The following is a 19,484-nucleotide window of genomic DNA, read 5'->3' on the forward strand; positions in this document are numbered from 1 at the left end:
GGGCGTGGAAGCGCCCGTGCATGGAGAGCCGGATGCGAGGAAACCCGCACGTCCGGTTCGGGAAGAGGGATGGAGAAACTCGTCTCCGAGAGGGGATGGAGCGCTTCATCTCTACTTTCACCGGGTCACTCCCTCAACGGACTTGCCGAAGAAGCGGCGGCGGTTCTGCTCCCAGAGCGCGGCGCAGGGCGGATTGATAGGGTCAGCCGTTTCGACCTGTGCGCAGCTCTTGAGATCCGCCGACCAGACGGGCGCCGCCTTGCCGCTTACGACGACGTCGGGCTCCGGTCGTCGACCTGCGACGGCAGCGAGCGCAGCCAGCACTGTGCCCACGAGGCCGGCGACGATGAGGGTTCGAAGCGCGGTGTCCCGGTCCATGGCCCCGCCTCACTTGCCGTGGAACATGGTGACGGCGGCCGGCTGATAGCTCGACCGCACGGAGAAGCGCCGGTAGCGTTCCTGACCTTCCGACACCGCAGTGGCGCGTTCGGCTTCGGACAGGGCCTGCGCCCGGCCATTGGCCGTGATCACAGCGGTGAGGTCGGAGAGCTGCTGGGCCTGGAGCGCCTGAAGCTGGTTGCCCGCCTGCATGGCCTGTAGCGCGCCGGTTGCGGCTTGGCTCTGGTCCACCAAGGTTGTGGACTGTGCCCGGTTGGTATCGAGGTTGCCGACGACACCGGCCTGCACCCTCATCGCATCCTGAAGCCCTGCGAGCGTGGTCTCCCACCGCGTCTTCGCCTGGGAGACGAGTTGTGCATCCGAGGCGCTCAGGGAGACGGAGCCGTATTGGCTCTGGAAGGCCTGATCGATGGCGCTGACGTCATAGGCGATCTTCTGCGCCTGACTGAGCAATTGCTGGGTGCGCTGGGCCGCCTGCTGGAATGCGCTGATGGAGGAATATGGCAGGTTCGCAAGATTGCGGGCCTGATTGATCAGCATCTGCGCTTCGTTCTGAAGCGAGGTGATCTGATTTGTGACCTGCTGCAGCGCCCGAGCGGCCTGAAGGACGTTCTGGGCATAGTTGGAGGGGTCGTAGACCACATACTGCGCAGCGGCCGGCGTCAGCGGGCAGAAAAGGAGCGGCGCGGCGACGAGCGTCGCCCGCAACGAACGACGGATCATGAGCGTGGCTCCAGATTATCGAGGGTGGGGATGAGATCGGCGGCCCAGCCAAGACCGCGATGCCGGAGCCAGGCGGAAAGGAAGCCGTCGCGGCCATGCTCGGCGAGGATCTGCGAGAGCGCGGCCTGGTCAGTCTTTGACGACGTGGCGCAGAGTGCGAGCGCCACCTGGGAAAGCCCGAGTTCGAACAGGCGATTGCCGCGTCGGGACTGGCAGTAATAGTCCCGTTTCGGCGTTGCCCGCGCGAGGATCTCGATCTGCCGGTCGTTGAGGCCGAAGCGTCGGTAGATGGCTGTGATCTGGGGTTCCACCGCCCGCTCGTTGGGGAGCAGCAGGCGGGTCTGACAGCTCTCGATAATGGCTGGGGCGATGGCCGAGCCGTCGATGTCCGAGAGGGACTGGGTGGCGAACACCACGCTGGCGTTCTTCTTCCGTAGGGTCTTCAGCCATTCCCGGAGCTGCTCGGCGAAGCCCGGGTCATCGAGGGCGAGCCATCCCTCATCGATGATGAGAAGGGTGGGAAACCCGTCGAGGCGGTCCTCAATGCGGTGGAAAAGATAGGAGAGGACAGCCGGCGCCGCGCTGGTTCCGATCAGCCCCTCGGTCTCGAAGGCCTGGACGGACGCCTGCCCCAGATGCTCAGCTTCGGCATCGAGCAGCCGGCCATGGGCACCGCCGATGCAATAGGGCCGAAGCGCCTGCTTCAGCGCATTGGATTGGAGGAGGACGGCGAGGCCAGTGAGGGTGCGCTCCTCCACCGGCGCGGAGGCGAGCGATGAAAGTGCCGACCAGATATGCTCCTTCACCTCCGGGGTGATGGTGACGCCTTCCCGGGTGAGGATCGCCACAATCCAGTCCGCGGCCCAAGTTCGCTCGGGTAGCTCGTCCACGCGGGAAAGCGGCTGGAGCGCAATGTCGTCCTCGGCGAGACCGCCGCCGAGATCGTGCCAGTCGCCTCCCATGGCGAGCGCAGCCGCCCGGATGCTACCGCCGAAGTCGAAGGCGAACACCTGGGAGCCGACATAGCGCCGGAACTGCAAGGCCATGAGCGCGAGCAGCACTGACTTGCCCGCGCCGGTCGGCCCCACCACGAGCGTGTGGCCCACATCCCCCACATGGAGCGAGAAGCGGAAGGGGGTCGCCCCTTCCGTCTTGCCGTAGAACAAAGGCGGCGCCGCAAAATGCGCGTCCTGCTCGTCTCCGGCCCAGACGGCGGAGAGCGGGATCATGTGCGCGAGGTTCAGGGTGGAGACCGGCGGCTGACGGACATTGGCGTAGACGTGCCCGGGCAGGCTGCTGAGCCAGGCATCCACCGCATTGATCGTCTCGACCATGGCCGTGAAGTCCCGGCCTTGGATCACCTTCTCCACCTGCCGGAGCTTCTCGTCCGCGATGCGGGGATCGGCGTCCCAGACCGCCACTGTGGCGGTGACATAGGCGATGCCGGCATGGTCGGCGCCGAGTTCCTGCAGGGCGAGGTCAGCGTCTTCCGCCTTGTTGGCGGCATCTGAGTCCACCAGCACCGACGCTTCGTTGGTCATCACCTCCTTGAGGATGGCGGCGATGGACTTGCGCTTGGCGAACCACTGCCGGCGGATCTTCGTGAGGAGCCGGGTGGCGTCGGTCTTGTCGAGGAGGATGGCGCGGGTCGACCAGCGATAGGGAAAGGCCAGCCGGTTGAGATCATCGAGGATCCCGGGCGTGGTTGCCGTGGGAAAGCCGACGATGGTGAGCACGCGCAGGTGCTGGTTCCCGAGCATCGGCTCGAGCCCGCCGGTCAGTGGCTGATCGGCGAGGAGCGCGTCCAGATACATGGGCGTTTCGGGGACACGCACCCGCTGGTGCCGGGTCGAGACACATCCGTGCAGATAGGTCAGGGTCTCGGCATCGTCGAGCCAGCGGCACTCCGGCATGAAGGCCTCGACGAGCCGCAGGACGCGGTCCGTGCGATCGATGAAAACGCTCAGTGCCTCATGGGGATCGACGCCGTCGCGTGCGCGGCCCTCATAGAGCCAGCTCTCCGCTCGCGCCGCATCCTCCGCCGGCGGCAGCCAGGTGAAGGTGAGAAAATAGCTCGACTCGAAATGGCTGCCGGCCTCGGCGAAGCCGGCCCTGCGCTCGACATCAACGAGCGCGGAGGCTGGGTCGGGGAAGACGCTGTCGGGATAGGCCCCAGCCTCATGCCGCTGGGCCTCCACGAACAGAGCCCAGCCGGAGCCCAGGCGCCGGAAGGCGCTGTTGAGGCGGCCGGCCACCGCCACCAGCTCGGCCGGCACGGCGGACTCAAGGTCCGGCCCACGGAAGCGTGCCGTACGCTGGAAGCTGCCGTCCTTGTTGAGGACGAGACCTGGGCCGACGAGGGCGGCCCAAGGCAGATAGTCCGCGAGCCGGCTCCCGTGTCGGCGATATTCGGTCAGGTTCATCATGGTGTGCCCCGGTCAGACCGACAGATGGGAGGGGATGCGCAGATGACGGCGCACCACGTCGACGGATAGTGGGTCGCGCTTGGCGGCCCAGACGGCGGCGAGGTGGCCGATCGCCCAGAGGGCGAGGCCCACGAGCCAGAGCCTGAGCCCCAGCCCGACGGCGCCGGCGAGCGTGCCGTTGAAGATGGCGAGCGCCCGCGGCGCGCCGCCGAGCAGGATTGGTTCACTGAGGGCCCGATGGACCGGGACGGAGAAGCCCGGCACCTCCCCCTTACCGGTCGGCATCAGACCAGCGCTCCGCCGCTGAAGGAGAAGAAGGAGAGGAAGAAACTGGACGCGGCGAAGGCGATAGAGAGGCCGAACACGATCTGGATCAGCCGTCGGAACCCGCCCGAAGTGTCGCCGAAGGCGAGCGCCAAGCCGGTCGAGATGATGATGATCACCGCGATAATTTTGGCCACCGGCCCTTGGATGGATTCCAGGATCGACTGCAGCGGCGTTTCCCACGGCATGGAGGAGCCGGAGGCATGGGCGGCGGATACTGCATAGGCAAAGGCGGCAACGGTGGCGGCCCCTCGCAGCAAGCGGCGACGACGGGAAACGAGGATCGAGGTCAAAGGGAGGTTCCTTCTTCGGTGGGAGGGATGGCGGGGGAGATCCGGTAGTCGCCGTCGGGGCCGAGCCCATCGACGTGGGCGAGCCCGGTGAGCCGGCGTGCGGCGCCACGGCCCGACAGCACGGCGATGAGGTCGATGGTCTCGGCAATCAAAGCGCGCGGGACGGTGACGACGGCTTCCTGGATGAGCTGCTCCAGCCGTCGCAGGGCGCCCATGGCGCTGCCGGCGTGGATTGTGCCGATGCCGCCGGGATGGCCCGTCCCCCAGGCCTTCAGAAGGTCCAGGGCCTCGGCGCCGCGCACCTCGCCGATGGGAATGCGGTCGGGCCGCAGCCGAAGCGAGGAGCGTACGAGGTCCGAGAGCGAGGCGATGCCATCCTTGGTGCGCAAGGCCACGAAATTGGGCGCGGCGCACTGGAGTTCGCGCGTGTCCTCGATGAGGATGACCCGCTCAGTCGTCTTGGCCACCTCCGCGAGGAGGGCATTGGTGAGGGTGGTCTTGCCGGTGGAGGTGCCGCCGGCCACCAGAATGTTGGCGCGGGCGGCGACGCCCTCGCGCAGGGCCTCGGCCTGCGCTGCAGACATGATGCCGCCGGCCACATAGTCGTCGAGTGTGAACACTGCGACGGCGGGCTTGCGGATCGCAAAGGTCGGAGCTGTGACGACAGGCGGGAGCAGGCCCTCAAAGCGCTCCCCCGTTCCTGGAAGCTCCGCCGAGAGCCGCGGCGTTCCGGCATGGACCTCGGCGCCGATATGGTGGGCAACGAGCCGAATGATCCGCTCGCCATCGGAGGGCGCGAGCCGCTCGCCCGTGGCGCCGAGGCCTTCGGACAGCCGGTCGGCCCAGAGGCTGCCGTCAGGGTTTAGCATGACCTCGACGACAGAGGGATCATCGAGAAGATGGGAGATCACCGGGCCGAGGGCGGTGCGCAGCATGCGCACGCCGCGCGACAGGCCTTCTGGATTGTGAGCTGAAGCTGCCATGTCATCCCCGCCGTGGCCGGGCGCGATGCAAGGACTTCCCGGACGGGGATGATTAAAGAAGGGGGAATTGGGGGAGATTCAACAACAGGAATGAGCCATCGCAGTGTGGCGTGAAAAGACAGGCAAAAGGGCCAATAGCTCTGACATCACCGTGGTCAGGAAAATAGCGCTGTTGACCCTTGTCGACCCTCAACTGCCATTTCAGCAACGTCCACTTTGCGCCCCATCTTCGACGTTTAAGGCTTCTGAGGCGGTTTCTGAAAGCGGTCATGGGTCCTTCTCCGCACCGGGACCCTAGCGAACAAATCTCCATTCAAAACGATCCAGTTTGTGGGGAGCAGAGTACAGGCTCTTAGGAATCTCCTTGCCGCTGCGGGTAATCAAGGGAGCGGGCTGCCCTGCATACAGGGCTCCTTGTTCGTTGCCGGCCGCAAGGGATGCGGTTCGACTTGCGCAAGCTAAATGTCAGCGTACCATTATTTAACGCAAAATGGACTTAATTCAGGGGGAGCTGATGGGCTGGAAAGGAACAATGCGTTCAATCGCAGCTGCGGCGCGCGCGGCAGAGCGCGAAGCACAACGTAGGCATAAGCAAGTTCAAAAGGCGCAGATGATTGCCGATTCAACCTCGGCGGTTGAGGAGTGGGAAAACTACGTTGAGAATTTGGTGTCGATCCACACGGATATGGTCGACATGATCGATTGGCATAAAATCGCAAGCCAGCCGGGCCCTCGCGAGCCGCATCAAGCAAGCCACCACCGCGATCGTGCTGAGATGGCCTCGGCCAAATTCAAGCCAAGCATCTTTCACGTCTTCAGCGGCGGTTCGACCAAACTTCGCATGCAGCTGGAGGCAAAGATCGACGAGGCCGCCGTTCTAGATCAAAAGCAATATCAGGATGCGCTCGCCGCTCATATGAAAGCAGTTGCGGAATGGGAAAACGAAACCAAGTTCGCCAAAAGGCTATTACGTGGGGAAGCCGCTGCCATCCGTCAGGTAATTGAGGAAATGCAATCCCTTTCCGAAACCGCTCTGGTGGGTACAGCTATCGAATTTTCCTTCGGTGAGAATTTCATCCACGCTAAAATCAGGATCCACGGCGATGACATAGTGCCAAGCATGCGCCTGAAGCAATTGGCGAGCGGCCGCCTATCTGAGACAAGAATGCCTGTCGGACAGTTCAACGAACTCTATCAGGACTACGTGGCTAGCGTCGCGCTCAAAACCGCAGGCGACCTGTTTCACATCCTGCCTTTGGATGAGGTCTATGTCACGTGTATGGCGAACATGCTGAACCTACAAATCGGACACCAGCAATGGATACCGATCCTTTCTGTTCAGTTCGTCCGAGACGGTTTCATGCGGCTCAATCTGTCCGGAATCGACCCGTCCGACGCCATGCGGAATTTCCGGCACACCATGAAATTCTCGAAGACGAAAGGCTTCTCAGCGGTGGAGCCGTTAGATTCGATCAACGACGGAACAGCGGATATATAGCTCACTTTATATATCGTTGTTCTGACGCTCCTCGACAGACAATACAGATACTTAAGCATGTATCGGAACAGAGTTACAGCGGCATCTCTGTTAGCACGCCTCAATTTGGGTCCGAGCTTGAGTATCCACTGTGTCGGAGTGCGCTCGCAATCGGTGCGGAAGCCGGATGTCGGTTTTTGGCTCCTGCCAGAAAATATCGGACCTTCCGCTTCCGGCCCCAAACCGGCCCTTCGTCCTCACCGCAGCGGACTTCTGCGTCTGGCGCACTGTGTCACCCACCCCATTGTCAATGGCGCGGATCCCCGTCGGATCCTGTTGGTGACCGTCTCCCGCGGGGCCGGCAGGAAATGCTCCGTCTCATCGCAAGGCGGGAGATCGCCTTACGTGCCACAGAACGTCCGCAGGACCTCTTCATCCGGACGCGGCGGCGCTTCATAACCCGCGTCGCCGGGCTTGTCCGAACAGGGTGTGGCCAGAACGCGGGCGAGATCATGAAATGGCGCATAGTCGCCGTCATCCACGGCGGCGCGGATGACGGCTTCGATCCGGTGATTGCGGGGGATGAAACGCGGATTGACCTCAAGCATGGCGCGCGCCCTCTCCTGGGGGGAGACGGGATCTTGCAGCAGCCGCGCCTTGTACCGATCGTACCAGACCTCGAGACGCTGCGGATCGGAGAACAGGTCGGCCAGCCCGGCAGGCGCGCTTTCATCTGCGGGCAGCCGTGACAGGTTTCGGAACGTGAGGGTGAAGTCCGCCTGTCCCTCGCGCATGGCCTCCAGGAGATCCTCGACGAGCCCGGCGTCCTCGGGCGCCTCGGTGGTGAGCCCGAGCTTCGCCCGCATCCGGTTGAGGTGGGCTTCTTCGAACACCTGCTTGAAACCGCCGAGCACCTCCTGAGCCGCCGCGACCGCCCGGTCCGGGTTCTCATCAATCAGAGGCAGCAGGGTCTCAGCCAGCCGCGCCAGGTTCCAGACAGCGACGCGGGGCTGGTTGCCGAAGGCGTAGCGGCCCAACTCGTCGATGGAGCTGAACACCTTTGCCGGGTCGTAAGTGTCCAGGAAGGCGCACGGGCCATAATCGATGGTCTCGCCCGAAATCGCCATGTTGTCGGTGTTCATCACGCCGTGGATGAAGCCCAGCGACATCCAGTGCGCGACGAGGCGCGCCTGCGCGCGGACCACATGGTCGAACAAAGCAAGGTATCGACTGTCCGCATCGGCGGCAGCGGGGAAATGCCGTGCGATGACATGCTCCGCCAGGCCGACGAGAGCCTCGGCGTCACCGCGTGCGGCCGCGTATTGAAAGGTTCCCACCCGGATGTGGCTCGCGGCGACGCGGGTGAGAACGGCCCCCGGAAGCCCGATTTCGCGCTGCACCCGCTCGCCGGTGGCGACCGCTGCCAACGCGCGCGTGGTGGGAACGCCGAGGGCGGCCATCGCCTCGCTGACGATGTATTCGCGCAGCACCGGCCCCAGGGCCGCGCGACCGTCGCCCCGTCGCGAATAGGGCGTGCGTCCCGCGCCCTTCAGCTGGATGTCGCGCCGGGTGCCGCTCCGGTCCACGATCTCTCCAAGAAGGACGGCGCGACCGTCTCCGAGTTGGGGGACAAAATGGCCGAACTGATGTCCGGCATAGGCGAGCGCGATCGGCAGGGACGCGCTCACGACCGCATTTCCGGAGAGCATCGCAAGGCCGTCCGCGCCCCCCAGCCACTGCGTGTCCAAGCCCAGCTCCTCAGCCAGCCCGTCATTCAGCCGGATCAGGGCCGGCCGACGGACAGCGGTCGGGTTCGCGGCTGAATAGAGGCTCTCTGGAAGCGCGCTGAAGGTGCTCTCGAATGCAATCGCCATGACCGGACCAATCTGATGAGGATTTCGCAATGTCGAAGAGATGGGGACGGGCGGCAAACTCGGCAAGGCGCGGCCGGCGCGGCCGTGCCGCCGGCGGGTCTCTCGGCGCGGGCGACGCCGTCCCTACAAAAGCGAAGGGCCGCCCCTTTCGGGACGACCCTTCCATTGTCCTGCCTGGAATGGGCAGCTCAGGCGAGCGCGACCCCCGAGGCGGAGGTCTTGCTCATGAGGACTGCCACGCGCGGCAAGTGACAATGAGACATCTGACCACCTCCTTTCAGTTGTTGAACGTTCCGCAGGATGTGGTGACGTGCTTTGCGATGTCAATGGCCGCGCCTCGAAGGCGCCTCGCCGCAAGTCGCACACCAAAGACCCGACACCGGAACGAAGTGAAGTGACTCGCTGTCATGTCAGCATGGGCCATGCGCGGCGACGAATGCTGATGTCATCGCGCGCGCGTTCTCTGCTCACCATGACCGGCCGCTGCCGTTGCCCGGCTTGTCTCGGGCCTCATCGAGCCGGTGTGAGGCGCTGTATTTTTGCAGCGAAGCAACGCGGTAGCACGCGAAGGCTCTCGCCCTTCCGACCTGGCCGGCCGATCGGGAGCGATGGACGGCGGGAGCGGCGCGCCGCCGGATGACGTTCCGCTCGTGTTGGGCCACGCCCCCTCCAGGCGATGGGAAAGGCGCAAAGCCGAACGCCCGTTTTCCGGCGAGGAGTCAAGGTCGGAAAATGGCGCGGCACGGCAGAGAGCCAACCTATGCCTGGCTCACGTGAGTGACATGAGCCTAATTGGCGCTATGGCTTCGAGGTGGTTCCCGGCAGATTCAGGTGGTAGCGCGTATATCTGCGCTCACCGGTTCGCGTCAGGGCGCCTTTCGCGACCAGATCGTGGAGGTCACGCGTGGCGGTCGGACGCGAGGCGTCAGTGATAGCGATGTAATTCTCTGCGCTCAGGCCACCCGTGAATCCGCCCGGTCCTTCACGGAAGAGCCGGGCGATCACCTTCTCCTGCCGTTCGTTCATCTTGTCGCGGAAACGATCGTAGAAGTGCGCCTTGGCGATGTGGAAGGCGACGCGGCCCAACGTCGTCTGCTGCGCCGCGATGATCGTTTCGGCGAAGTAGATCAACCAGCCGGTGATCTCGAGCGTCCGCTGATAGACCTCCAGCTGTTCATAATAGGTCTTGCGGTGCTGCTCGATGGTATGGGCGAGTGCGATCAGCGTCGGTTGTCCGATGTTCTGCGCGAGGGACTTTTCCGCGACGGCGCGACCGATCCGACCGTTGCCATCCTCGAAGGGGTGGATGCTCTCGAAATAGAGATGTCCCATCCCGGCACGAGTGAGGGCGGGCAGCGGTGTGCCGCCGTTCGGAGCCGATCCGTTGAACCAAGCGAGAAAGGCGGTCATCTCGTCGGGAACCTGGGACGAAGGCGGCGCCTCGAAATGCACTGTCGGTCGATCGTAGCGACCGGATACGATCTGCATCGCGTCTTCATGACGACGGTAACCTCCGATCGTCTCCAGATGCCGGCTATCCGCCATGAGCATGCGGTGCCAGCGGAACAGGGTATCGTCGTCCAGCGGATCCGCCCAACTCCGGTACAGATCAGCCATCATCTCCGCGATGCCGCGTTCCCTCGGCTTCACGGCGCGATCGTCGGTGTCGAGGCCAAATTGCCGACGCAGGGAGGATTGCACGCTCAGGCGATCCAAAGCCTCGCCCTCTATCGCGCTGGTCTTGACCGCCTCTTCGCTGAGGAGCTCAATTCGTAATTGGTCGCGGTCATCGTCGCCCACGTGGCGGACCGCGCCGATCACCTCTCCGGAGAGCAGCAGGAAGTGCCGCTCCAGCGGTTCAAGGGCAGCCGGATCATAGGTCAAATGCGGCCAATGAGGCTGCGTCCAATTCCATGCCATGAGCGATAGAGTCCCTCTCTATAGCTCGTATATTAGCGAATATCTGATTTATAGAAAGCCGTCCTATCGCTCACGCGACCCACGGGGCCGAAGTGCATTGTGGAACGAAGGGCGCGACTTTCTCCTCCTTGGCGCCGAAAACGCAATAGGATGGCACGGATCAGGGATGGGACATGGGATTCGGCGTCTTCATTCACCGCTCGGACTCGATCTACGATGACAGCCCGGCCGAGCAGTATCAATTTCCGTCGCAGTATCTCGGGCGGGTCGAGGTCTGCCTCGGCGACTGGATCGTCTACTACGAGCCACGGAAGGTCGCGGAGACGCGCGGCTATTTCGCGATCGCCAAGGTCGAACGTGTCGTGCCCGACCCGACGGCGCCCGGCATGTATCTGGCGCTGATCGAGCCCGGAAGCTACCTCGATTTCGTTCATCCGGTACCGTTCAGCGATGCGGATGGTGTCATCGAGCGTGGCGTGCTGAATGAGAATGGGCGGATTTCAGGTCGCGCGCAGGCCGCCGTGCGCGCGCTCTCGCCGGCCGATTTCGATCGCATCATCCGGCTCGGGCTGGATGACAGCGAACCGTTGCTTCCGCGCGTCGACGATGACGCGCCCGTTGCCGGCTTTCGTGAAGAGCAGGCGCCGTTCGCATTCGAGCAGCCCCGGGAACGGGTCAGCATCCTTTCATCGCGGATCGTGCGGGATCGGATCTTCCGGCGGGTGGTGCTGCGCGCCTATGACGAGCGCTGCGCGATCAGCGGGCTTAAGCTCATCAATGGCGGAGGGCGGGCCGAGGTCGCCGCGGCACATATCCGACCGGTGGAGGCGAACGGACCCGACATCATCAGCAACGGGCTGGCCTTGTCGGGCACTGCGCACTGGATGTTCGATCGCGGTCTGATCAGCCTCTCGGACGATCTCGAGATTCTGATCTCCCGGCAGGCCAACGACCCCGATAGCGTGCGGGCCTTCATCAACCGGAGCGGCCGTGCCATCACACCGAAAAAGACCCTCGAGCGGCCGCATCCGCACTTCCTGCAATGGCACCGGGAACACTGCTTCAAGCAGTGAAGCGGTGCGGCTACGCCGCCTCCCAGACGCGGTTCAGGATCTGTGCGGCGAGCGCCGCCTTGTCCTGCGGCAGGAAGCGCCCATAGTGCTTGGCCACCATGTCAGGCGTATCCTGGATGGCGTAGCTCGCCTGCTCATAGGAGCCGGTCTGCTTCAGGATATGGGTGGCGAGCACATCGCGGACACTGTGTGGGCCGTGCGGCAGCAGCCCCTTGATCGCGCCGCGATCCGTATAGGGATTATGGATGCCGTAGCGCTGGATTGCGAGCCGCCAGGCCTCATAGAAGGTATTCTGGCAATAGGCGGCATCCTTGCTGGTGAGTTTCACCGTCTTCACGAACAGCGTGCCGGGATCGGCGCCATTCTTCAGCAGTGCTCTCCGGTTCCGGTCGATATAGGCGTCGAGATAGTGGTAGATCCCATTGCGCTCGATTGGATCTACCTACAACGTCCGGCTTCGAACACCTCGCCAATGTCTATATCTGGCGGAGGGCCCCTTTCTCACGCTTTATAAACGCCGCTGTCCTCAGAAACCTCATGCGCCAGCGTCGTTCCCTTCGCGAGCCGCCGCCCCAGCGCCGCGACGAACGCCTCATACCGCTCCCCTGCTTTGGCTCGCGCAGCCTGGGCCGCCGACTCAGGCAATGCGGGTGTCGTGGCCAGCCAGAACCGCACGAACACCGCGAGCGTCTCGACAGAAATACCGAGGTCCCGCTCCAGCCGGGTCATCCGACGGTCCATCTGGTCAAGGCGTTTGGCGATTGCAGCTTCCCGCTGCTCCGCGGCGTCCGGCGACAGGAACGACGCGATGGCCGCCTCGGCGATCAGGGACTGAGGCTGGCCGCGCCGCGCGGCATAGTCGGCCAGCAGCCCCATTGTCGCGGGATCAAGATAGACCGAGATCTGCGCCTTCTTCTTGCGTGAGGCCATCACCGTCACAGCTCCATGCCATCATTGGGATCGAGTGAAACTTGGCGTGCCACGCCTTGCATGACGCCCGTCATGCGGCTGGTCCGGGCCATGTCGTCCTCGGTCTCCTCGACCAGGTCGATCTCGAACTCGTTCTGGAGTTGCGCAGGGATATCGACCGCCTCTACCCGCTCCAGTTCCGGCTGTTGGCGGTGTTCTGACCCGGTGGTGTCTTCATCGTCACTTCCCTCCACCATCAGGCTCAGCTGTGACGGCACGGGCAGAGGGAGGACGGTCCAATCATCGGCCCGCCGTTCGCTCGGTTCAGAAGCCTTAGGCGGATGCAGTACCCGCTCTCTGAATCGCTCATCCTCATAATAGCGCGCCTTCTTCGCCCGGATCGGCGGGGTGCCGGCCACCATGACGATCTCGTCGGCAGGTGGAAGCTGCATGACCTCGCCTGGCGTAAGCAACGGTCGGGCGGTTTCCGAGCGGGACACCATGAGGTGCCCGAGCCATGGGGAGAGCCGGTGACCGGCATAGTTCTTCATCGCCTTCATCTCAGTGGCGGTGCCGAGGGCATCGGAGACGCGTTTGGCGGTGCGCTCGTCGTTGGTGGCGAAGCTCACCCGCACATGGCAGTTGTCCAGGATGGAGTTGTTCGGGCCGTAGGCCTTCTCGATCTGGTTCAGGGACTGGGCGATGAGGAAGCTCTTGAGCCCGTAGCCCGCCATGAAGGCAAGCGCCGACTCGAAGAAGTCGAGCCGTCCGAGCGCGGGGAACTCGTCCAGCATGAGGAGCAGCCGGTGACGGCCGGCCTTCGCGTGAAGGTCCTCGGTGAGGCGACGTCCCACCTGGTTGAGGATCAGCCGGATGAGTGGCTTGGTCCGGTTGATGTCAGAGGGCGGCACGACGAGGTAGAGGCTGGTCGGGCGGGTACCCGTCACCAAGTCGGTGATGCGCCAGTCGCAGCGTCGCGTCACCTCGGCCACCACGGGATCGCGATAGAGCCCGAGGAAGGACATGGCGGTGGAGAGCACGCCGGAGCGCTCGTTTTCCGATTTGTTGAAGAGCTCGCGCGCGGCACTGGCGATGACAGGATGGGGCCCCGCCTCCCCCAGGTGCGCCGTCGTCATCATGGCTGAGAGGGTTGTCTCGATTGGGCGCCGGGGATCGGAGAGGAAACCAGCGACGCCAGCCAGGGTCTTGTCCCGTTCGGCATAGAGCACATGGAGAATGGCGCCGACCAGCAGCGCGTGGCTGGTCTTCTCCCAGTGGTTGCGCTTTTCCAAGGAGCCTTCCGGGTCCACCAGGATGTCGGCGATGTTCTGGACGTCGCGCACCTCCCATTCCCCGAGTCGGACCTCCAAAAGGGGATTGTAGGCGGAGGACCGCACATTGGTAGGGTCGAACAGCAGCACGCGCCCGTGCCTCGCCCGGAAACCGGCGGTGAGCTGCCAGTTCTCGCCCTTGATGTCATGGACGATGGCCGAGCCCGGCCAAGTGAGCAGCGAGGGGACGACGAGGCCGACGCCCTTGCCGGACCGGGTCGGGGCGAAGCACAGGACATGCTCCGGTCCGTCATGGCGCAGATAGTCCCCTCCGTGGCGACCCAGCACGACACCGTCAGGACCGAGCAGCCCGGCTGCGCGGATCTCGTCCGGCTCGGCCCAGCGGGCAGAGCCATAGGTCTCGACGCGCCTTGCCTCCCGCGCCCGCCAGACCGAGAGGCCGATGGCGGCGGCGATGGACAGGAACCCGCCAGAGGCGGCGATGATCGCCCCCTCAACGAAGATGCCCGGCGCATAGGCGTCGTAGAAATACCACCACCAGAAGAAGGCGGGCGGAGGGTAGGCGGCCCAGGGCCCCATCAGGAACCAGGGCGGCCCGAGTTGGTCCTGGAAGCCGAGCCGCCACGCCACGAACTGCGTGGCGCCCCACATGGTGGCGAGCACGATGGCGAAGACGAGGAGGATCTGGCCCCAGAGGATCTTGGTCGCGGACATAAGGCGCTCCGGTGATGGGTGAGGTCAGAGGCCGAGGCCGCGCTTGCGGCCGAAGGACCAGTCGATGCCGCCATCGGTGCGGGCGACGCCAGAGATGTGCTTGCCAAGCTGCTTCTCCAGGGACGGCGTCCAGGGCACGAGCTGGAAGCCGAGGCCGTCATCGATCATGGCGAAGCGGCCAGAGGCGAGCGCGAAGCGCTGGCGGTAGGTGCCGGCGACATAATCACCCGGTCCTGGTCGGTTGAAAGGCTGCCCCGTGTCCCCGGAGAGCTTCCCGCCCAGCGCGTCCACTTCCCGCCGGCGCAAGGTCTCGATCAGGTCTCGGGTGAAGGTGACACGCTGGCCCTGGCGCTCGGCCAGCCCCTCCCGGACTAGATGGTCGGCGCGACGATCCATGGCGTTGCGCACCTCGGCGCCGAAGCCGCCGTCCGAGAGGGATGCAGGCGCTCGGGAAAGCGTCTGCCGATCGAGCCAGGTGGCGCCCGAGGCCGTGATCTGGCGTTCGATGTCGAGGTCGGATCGGACGGCCATGGCGACCCGCTGCTGGCCCCGCCCATCTTCGAACCTCCGAAGCTCCACGACGGAGCCGGGAGGCCCGTCGCTTGCCGCATCGAGGTCATGCAGCCGGATGTGGTGGGTGCGACCGTCGACGCCGTCCACGACGGCATAGGCGGTCCCCTTCAGCTCATCATCGAGACCTCGATCGACGAGACGGCCGATGACGGGAGCGTCCAGGCTCTCGCCCGCAAGCACATAGCTGGCCGTGCCCCGCTCGATACCCTGGGCAGTGAGGGCCCGGTGCATTCGCTTGATGATGTCGCCCCGCTCGCCGAGGGCGCGCAGCGTCGCCTCAGCCTTCTCGTCGATCACCCACTGACCAGGACCGACCTCGTCGGAGAGGCCGAGGGCCTCGAGCTTGCGCAGCCGGCCGACTTTCTGCGGCAGGAAAGCGTCCGGCCCGCCATCGGCATCGCGCGCCACATCGATCACGCCCGCCTCGCGCTGATCGCGAACCAGCTGACAATCGAGCTGGGTCCAGCTCTCCGCCTCCACCTGCCGCTCGACGGCGCGGTGGATGTCGAGCTCCGTCCGCGGCCCCAGCTCCTGGGTGATCAGGTCCTGCGCGCGGGCGCGCATGCCCTCCTTGATGTAATCGCGGGAGATGACGAGGTCCTGGCCGTCATCTGTCCGGCCCCGCACCAGGATGTGCAGGTGGGGATTGTCGGTGTTCCAGTGGTCGACACCGACCCAATCCAGCTTCGCGCCGAGGTCCTTCTCCATCTGACCGACGAGGTCGCGAGCGAAGGACCTGAGGTCGGCCATGTCGGCTGCATCCTCGGGCGAGACGATGAAGCGGAAATGGTGACGATCGTCGGCGCATCGCTCCGCGAAGGCGCGGCCTTCCCCCTCCTCCGCACCCGGCCCGAACAGGCGCGCCTTCTCCCCGTCCCGGGTCACGCCCTCCCGACGCAGATAGGAAAGGTGAGCCGAGAGCGGTGCAGCCCGCACCGAGTGCCGCACCACGCGGGTCTTGATGACCACGACGCGCGAGCGCCCGGTGAGGAACCGATTGGCGACGATGCTCGCCGCCCGGCCACGTCCGAAGCGCGATCGGAGGCCAGAGGAGATGCGGCCGGACCGGGAGACGTGCCCGCCGGCCTTCTGGGCCGCCGCGAGGGCCTGGGCGATGAAGGGACGGGCGCGCTGGGCGCGGGTCGAGCGGATGCGGCCGGGGCGGATGCGGAATTCCCGGTCATCGGCCATGGCGCGCCCCTGTAGGGTGCGAGAAGACCAACGGGACCAGCGACTTGAGTACTCGGCGCACATTGCCGATCTGCAGCGCAATGTGTGTTTGGCTGCAAATTCCCGTACAAAAACAACGGCCCGACCGCAGCGCACCTTGCGCCCTTTTATCTCGCCATCGGACGGTTGTTTCCTGCGTCTCCCCTCCGGACCTGCGCCCCATTGCGAGAGAGCCCGACAGGATGCGAACGAGTCCGATCGTGGTCATGGTGCGCCTCCCGTGCCGCCGCGAGCCACGAACAGCCCATCAGACTGCGGAACGATGGCTGAGACATCGCGCACGTCAGACACCGGCTGTGCATGATCGGGTGACACCGGATCTGCAGCCGGCACGCGAATTGGCGGCAGGGCGAAGATCGGAGATCGGGACCAGGACGGCATCTCGATCGCCGGCGGAGCGGACAGCTTCCGCGCGTCGTGCTCAGTTTCGCCGTGCGCGATGTCCGGCGCCAGCTTGTCAACATAGGCGCGCGTCTCCAGAGGCAGCGGGTGCCCCTTCGGAGACGCCTCATCGCGGGTCGGCCCCGCATTGTAGGCGGCAAGGAAACCCGGATTGCCGTTGCGATCAAACAGCTCCCGCAGATGCGCGGCGCCGGCCATGATGTTGTCGTGCGGGTCATACGGATCGTCACCAAGGCCGTAATGAATGCGCAACTCGGCCCAGGTCGCGGGCATGATCTGCATCGGTCCCATGGCGCCCGTAGGCGACACCGAGCGCGGATCTCCGTCGCGTTCCGCGCGCAGCACAGCGCGGATCCAGGCCGCGGGAATGTCGAAGCGCTCCGCGGCCTCCGCGATGAAATCCGCATAGCGATCCACCGGCGACGGCGCCTTCTGGACCGCCTGAACCTCCGCCGGAAGCGCGGCAGTCGGCCCGCCCCAGGATACTCCGGAAAGGAGAAGGATGGCGGCGGCACGGTACCTCGCGCGCAAGCGCACAGGCCGGCGTATGGCAGGCAAAGTCAGTCTGGTCCGCAGCATGGCGGCCTCTCGAAACGGATGAGGTTTGAAGGCTCGGTGAAGTTCAACGCGTCGGCGCACGCCAGACGAAGTGACCGTCGCCGTCCTCGTCGGTGTAAAGCGGTGTCGCGCGGCCGATGACGGCGCTTGCCGGAATCGGCCCGAAATACCGCCCGTCAAAGCTGTCCCGCACGTCGAAATTCATGAGGAAGAGCTCGCCCTCCGTGAGGCGATGGCAACCGCGCCAGATAGGCAGCGGGCGGCCCATGCCGTCACGATCGAGCGCATCACCGAAGAACACCCCATCCACCGTGATGTCGCGACCGGTGCGGCAGACGTCCTGCCCCGGAAGCGCGGCGACGCGTTTCATCAATGGCACGCCGGAGCCCACATAGCCGCGCTCCACCATGAAGCGGGCGAGCGCTGCCGGCGGCCTGACGGCGAGCAGATCGGAGACCTCGAGCGTGCCCGTGGGCTCGACGGTATAGAGCCCCAGCGGCGCGCTGGCGGAGACGTTCCAGACCAGCTTCAGCGGCGTCGGAACGAAGGACGCGGCCGCGATACCCATCACCGAAAAATACGTCATCATGACATAGCCGAAGCGGGTCATTGTTCGCACTCCCGCCGCTTGAGCCAGGCCTGATGGCGCTCCAAGGTGTAGGCACGTGGCGTATGGCCGACAGTGAGACGATTGTGCACGTGCCGCCAATGATCCGGTGCGACGTCGGCGCCATGGATGTGGAGTGCTTCGACGGCATCGATGTGCTGGAGCACCTTTTCGACCTTCGGCCAGCCGTCGGCGCGCAACAGGATCTCGCCGCCGGGGCGCACGAAGGGCAGCGTCTGGAAGCCTTCGCCCGGCGCGACCGCGCGCACGATGTCGATGCGCGAGACCACGGTGCCGAAGTCGTTCGACGCCCAGCGCATGAAGGCGAAGACGCAGCCTGGCGCGAAGGAGACGATGCGCCGGCTGCCGTCGATGGTCTGGGCGTGAGCCGGCCGGCCGAACCGGATCCTGTTCTCGATCCGCTTCTCGATCCAAGTGAGCTCCACATGGGTGAGCGGATCGGCGATGGGCGCAGCCGGAGCAGGACGGACGGCGGCGCGGGATATGGGTTGCGACACGGATGTTCCGGTCATGACGCATCTCCTGGGTTTGGGGGAAACTCACGGGCGAGCAGCTCGCAGAGCATGTCCGCGACGGTCTGACCGCGGCCGAAGGCGGCGATCTTGATGCGCCCGCGCAGGTCGGGCGTGATGTCGATGGTCAGCCGCGCGGTGAAGCCGTCGGCACTGCCATTACTGGCGGATCGAGGCTCCGCCGCCTTGATCCACTGCTCGGGATCGGCCGGGCGGGCAGCAAAGCCCTTGCGACTGGGGCGCTCGCTCATGGCGCCGGCTTTCCGCGTGGGAGAGCGCCGATTTCTGTGGCGAGCGCCGTGATCTCCCGTGCGGCAAGTCCCTCCGCGTCGAGCTCGCTGACGAGTTGCCCCGACTGCGCCGAGGCGGCGAAGGCAACGCGCTGGCCGATGGTGCTCGCGAGCACCGGAGGATCATGATCCGCGAGCGTCTCGGCGGTCTCGCGGGCAAGCACGGTGCGGGCGCCGCAGCGGTTCAAGACGAAGCGCGCGGCAAGCTCCGGCCGGTAGATGCGAGCCTCCTTAAGGAGCGCCAGCATCTCGGCGGACGCCCACCCATCGAAGGGCGACGGTTGCACCGGGATCAGCACCAGGTCGGCGGCAAGTAGCGCCGAGCGCATGAGACTGGCGACGCGGGGCGGCGCGTCGATCACCACATGGTCGGCGTCGCGTGCGAGTTCCGGCGCTTCCCGATGCAGCGTGTCACGGGCGAGGCCGACGACGCCGAAGAGCCGCTTGCCACCCTCTCGGGCGCGCTGCTCGGACCAATCGAGGGCCGATCCTTGGGGGTCCGCGTCGATGAGCGTGACCCGCTTGCCGCGGTGCGCCCACGCACCGGCGAGGTGAAGGGCGAGCGTCGTCTTGCCGACGCCGCCCTTCTGATTGAGCAGCGCGACGATCATCGGGAAGCTCCCGGCGGACGGGAGGCAGCGGAGAGAGGCTTCCCGACCCGGACTGCGTCTTTACGGAAAGCCGGGAGCTGTCGATCCTTCGATGGCGCCGGTGCGGAGCGGTTATTCACATCGGCTTCGCGCGCAGAAAAGTTAGATTCTACGTTAGCCGGGGTACTGACCAGTGCCCCTTCGCCAGCGGTCTGGCGGTGGCGATGATGCCCTCCTGCGATCCAGGACTGCGGGGCGTGGTGCTCCGTCCGGATCGGCGACGGAGGCGGACCA

18 protein-coding genes and 1 pseudogene are annotated in these 19,484 nt (G+C 65.2%); 2 read left to right on the top strand and 17 right to left on the bottom strand.

Annotation, left to right across the window (positions count from 1 at the left end):
• Nucleotides 1-117: 117 nt before the first annotated feature.
• The 6 genes from trbK-alt to trbB are packed head-to-tail and all read right to left on the bottom strand — an operon-like array spanning nucleotide 118 to nucleotide 5,148.
• Nucleotides 118-378: a putative entry exclusion protein TrbK-alt gene (gene trbK-alt / locus L0966_RS21850; protein ID WP_234054223.1), complete on the bottom strand. Its 261-nt coding sequence runs from the start codon at nucleotides 376-378 to the stop codon at nucleotides 118-120.
• Between the two features lie 9 nt (nucleotides 379-387).
• Complete coding sequence (trbJ, locus tag L0966_RS21855; RefSeq protein WP_234054224.1) at nucleotides 388-1,122, bottom strand: P-type conjugative transfer protein TrbJ; 735 nt, start codon at nucleotides 1,120-1,122, stop codon at nucleotides 388-390.
• Nucleotides 1,119-3,548, bottom strand: a complete 2,430-nt coding sequence (gene trbE, locus L0966_RS21860; RefSeq protein WP_234054225.1) for a conjugal transfer protein TrbE — start codon at nucleotides 3,546-3,548, stop codon at nucleotides 1,119-1,121. The genes trbJ and trbE overlap by 4 nt, the downstream gene beginning before the upstream one ends.
• Nucleotides 3,549-3,560: 12 nt before the next feature.
• The gene (locus L0966_RS21865) at nucleotides 3,561-3,833 is read right to left on the bottom strand and encodes a VirB3 family type IV secretion system protein (RefSeq protein WP_234054226.1); all 273 of its coding nucleotides are present in this window, start codon (nucleotides 3,831-3,833) and stop codon (nucleotides 3,561-3,563) included.
• On the bottom strand, nucleotides 3,833-4,165 hold the full coding sequence (locus tag L0966_RS21870) for a TrbC/VirB2 family protein (protein ID WP_370640812.1): 333 nt from the start codon (nucleotides 4,163-4,165) through the stop codon (nucleotides 3,833-3,835). Before L0966_RS21870 ends, L0966_RS21865 begins: the two co-directional genes overlap by 1 nt.
• Nucleotides 4,162-5,148, bottom strand: a complete 987-nt coding sequence (gene trbB, locus L0966_RS21875) for a P-type conjugative transfer ATPase TrbB (RefSeq protein ID WP_234054227.1) — start codon at nucleotides 5,146-5,148, stop codon at nucleotides 4,162-4,164. The genes L0966_RS21870 and trbB overlap by 4 nt, the downstream gene beginning before the upstream one ends.
• 532 nt (nucleotides 5,149-5,680) lie before the next feature.
• Between trbB and L0966_RS21880 the strand changes: the two genes are divergently transcribed.
• Nucleotides 5,681-6,646, top strand: a complete 966-nt coding sequence (locus tag L0966_RS21880) for a hypothetical protein (protein WP_234054228.1) — start codon at nucleotides 5,681-5,683, stop codon at nucleotides 6,644-6,646.
• 380 nt (nucleotides 6,647-7,026) lie between these two features.
• Here L0966_RS21880 and L0966_RS21885 read toward each other — a convergent pair whose 3' ends face one another.
• Together L0966_RS21885 and L0966_RS21890 are read right to left on the bottom strand one after the other, a co-directional pair.
• Nucleotides 7,027-8,499, bottom strand: a complete 1,473-nt coding sequence (locus tag L0966_RS21885) for a YdiU family protein (RefSeq protein WP_234054240.1) — start codon at nucleotides 8,497-8,499, stop codon at nucleotides 7,027-7,029.
• 798 nt (nucleotides 8,500-9,297) lie between these two features.
• Entirely contained in the window at nucleotides 9,298-10,419 is a 1,122-nt protein-coding gene (locus tag L0966_RS21890; protein WP_234054229.1) for a Fic family protein, read from the bottom strand.
• Between the two features lie 173 nt (nucleotides 10,420-10,592).
• Here L0966_RS21890 and L0966_RS21895 point away from each other — a divergent pair, with 173 nt between their 5' ends.
• Nucleotides 10,593-11,492 carry an HNH endonuclease gene (locus tag L0966_RS21895; RefSeq protein WP_234054230.1) on the top strand — a complete coding sequence of 300 codons (900 nt, stop codon included), beginning with the start codon at nucleotides 10,593-10,595 and terminating at the stop codon, nucleotides 11,490-11,492.
• Nucleotides 11,493-11,502: 10 nt separating this feature from the next.
• Here the strand turns inward: L0966_RS21895 and L0966_RS21900 are convergent.
• The 9 genes and pseudogenes from L0966_RS21900 to parA form a co-directional block, all read right to left on the bottom strand.
• Nucleotides 11,503-11,910, bottom strand: a pseudogene (locus L0966_RS21900) (hypothetical protein); the annotation flags it as partial.
• An 83-nt stretch (nucleotides 11,911-11,993) separates the two neighbouring features.
• Nucleotides 11,994-12,422, bottom strand: a complete 429-nt coding sequence (locus L0966_RS21905; protein WP_234054231.1) for a CopG family transcriptional regulator — start codon at nucleotides 12,420-12,422, stop codon at nucleotides 11,994-11,996.
• A 5-nt stretch (nucleotides 12,423-12,427) separates the two neighbouring features.
• Complete coding sequence (locus tag L0966_RS21910; RefSeq protein ID WP_234054232.1) at nucleotides 12,428-14,407, bottom strand: conjugal transfer protein TraG; 1,980 nt, start codon at nucleotides 14,405-14,407, stop codon at nucleotides 12,428-12,430.
• 24 nt (nucleotides 14,408-14,431) lie between these two features.
• Entirely contained in the window at nucleotides 14,432-16,171 is a 1,740-nt protein-coding gene (locus L0966_RS21915; protein ID WP_234054233.1) for a VirD2 family relaxase/mobilization nuclease, read from the bottom strand.
• A gap of 243 nt (nucleotides 16,172-16,414) precedes the next feature.
• Nucleotides 16,415-17,029, bottom strand: a complete 615-nt coding sequence (locus L0966_RS21920) for a lytic transglycosylase domain-containing protein (protein ID WP_234054234.1) — start codon at nucleotides 17,027-17,029, stop codon at nucleotides 16,415-16,417.
• A 205-nt stretch (nucleotides 17,030-17,234) separates the two neighbouring features.
• Nucleotides 17,235-17,780, bottom strand: a complete 546-nt coding sequence (locus tag L0966_RS21925) for a S26 family signal peptidase (protein ID WP_234054235.1) — start codon at nucleotides 17,778-17,780, stop codon at nucleotides 17,235-17,237.
• Nucleotides 17,777-18,310, bottom strand: a complete 534-nt coding sequence (locus tag L0966_RS21930) for a DUF2840 domain-containing protein (RefSeq protein WP_234054236.1) — start codon at nucleotides 18,308-18,310, stop codon at nucleotides 17,777-17,779. Before L0966_RS21930 ends, L0966_RS21925 begins: the two co-directional genes overlap by 4 nt.
• Entirely contained in the window at nucleotides 18,307-18,561 is a 255-nt protein-coding gene (locus L0966_RS21935) for a hypothetical protein (protein WP_234054237.1), read from the bottom strand. The genes L0966_RS21930 and L0966_RS21935 overlap by 4 nt, the downstream gene beginning before the upstream one ends.
• The gene (parA, locus tag L0966_RS21940; protein ID WP_234054238.1) at nucleotides 18,558-19,211 is read right to left on the bottom strand and encodes a ParA family partition ATPase; all 654 of its coding nucleotides are present in this window, start codon (nucleotides 19,209-19,211) and stop codon (nucleotides 18,558-18,560) included. Before parA ends, L0966_RS21935 begins: the two co-directional genes overlap by 4 nt.
• Nucleotides 19,212-19,484: the final 273 nt, after the last annotated feature.

It is taken from the genome of Xanthobacter sp. NM-59 (genome assembly GCF_021401125.1).
In the GTDB taxonomy this organism is placed as follows: domain Bacteria; phylum Pseudomonadota; class Alphaproteobacteria; order Rhizobiales; family Xanthobacteraceae; genus Xanthobacter.

Excerpts from the sequence above, each read along its gene's own strand:
- parA (WP_234054238.1), bottom strand. The coding sequence starts at position 19,211 with ATGATCGTCGCGCTGCTCAATCAGAAGGGCGGCGTCGGCAAGACGACG.
- L0966_RS21910 (WP_234054232.1), bottom strand. The coding sequence starts at position 14,407 with ATGTCCGCGACCAAGATCCTCTGGGGCCAGATCCTCCTCGTCTTCGCC.
- trbK-alt (WP_234054223.1), bottom strand. The coding sequence starts at position 378 with ATGGACCGGGACACCGCGCTTCGAACCCTCATCGTCGCCGGCCTCGTG.
- trbB (WP_234054227.1), bottom strand. The coding sequence starts at position 5,148 with ATGGCAGCTTCAGCTCACAATCCAGAAGGCCTGTCGCGCGGCGTGCGC.
- L0966_RS21925 (WP_234054235.1), bottom strand. The coding sequence starts at position 17,780 with ATGACCCGCTTCGGCTATGTCATGATGACGTATTTTTCGGTGATGGGT.
- L0966_RS21880 (WP_234054228.1), top strand. The coding sequence starts at position 5,681 with ATGCGTTCAATCGCAGCTGCGGCGCGCGCGGCAGAGCGCGAAGCACAA.
- L0966_RS21905 (WP_234054231.1), bottom strand. The coding sequence starts at position 12,422 with ATGGCCTCACGCAAGAAGAAGGCGCAGATCTCGGTCTATCTTGATCCC.
- L0966_RS21895 (WP_234054230.1), top strand. The coding sequence starts at position 10,593 with ATGGGATTCGGCGTCTTCATTCACCGCTCGGACTCGATCTACGATGAC.
- L0966_RS21915 (WP_234054233.1), bottom strand. The coding sequence starts at position 16,171 with ATGGCCGATGACCGGGAATTCCGCATCCGCCCCGGCCGCATCCGCTCG.
- L0966_RS21930 (WP_234054236.1), bottom strand. The coding sequence starts at position 18,310 with ATGACCGGAACATCCGTGTCGCAACCCATATCCCGCGCCGCCGTCCGT.
- L0966_RS21885 (WP_234054240.1), bottom strand. The coding sequence starts at position 8,499 with ATGGCGATTGCATTCGAGAGCACCTTCAGCGCGCTTCCAGAGAGCCTC.
- L0966_RS21935 (WP_234054237.1), bottom strand. The coding sequence starts at position 18,561 with ATGAGCGAGCGCCCCAGTCGCAAGGGCTTTGCTGCCCGCCCGGCCGAT.
- L0966_RS21890 (WP_234054229.1), bottom strand. The coding sequence starts at position 10,419 with ATGGCATGGAATTGGACGCAGCCTCATTGGCCGCATTTGACCTATGAT.
- trbJ (WP_234054224.1), bottom strand. The coding sequence starts at position 1,122 with ATGATCCGTCGTTCGTTGCGGGCGACGCTCGTCGCCGCGCCGCTCCTT.
- trbE (WP_234054225.1), bottom strand. The coding sequence starts at position 3,548 with ATGATGAACCTGACCGAATATCGCCGACACGGGAGCCGGCTCGCGGAC.
- L0966_RS21865 (WP_234054226.1), bottom strand. The coding sequence starts at position 3,833 with ATGCCGACCGGTAAGGGGGAGGTGCCGGGCTTCTCCGTCCCGGTCCAT.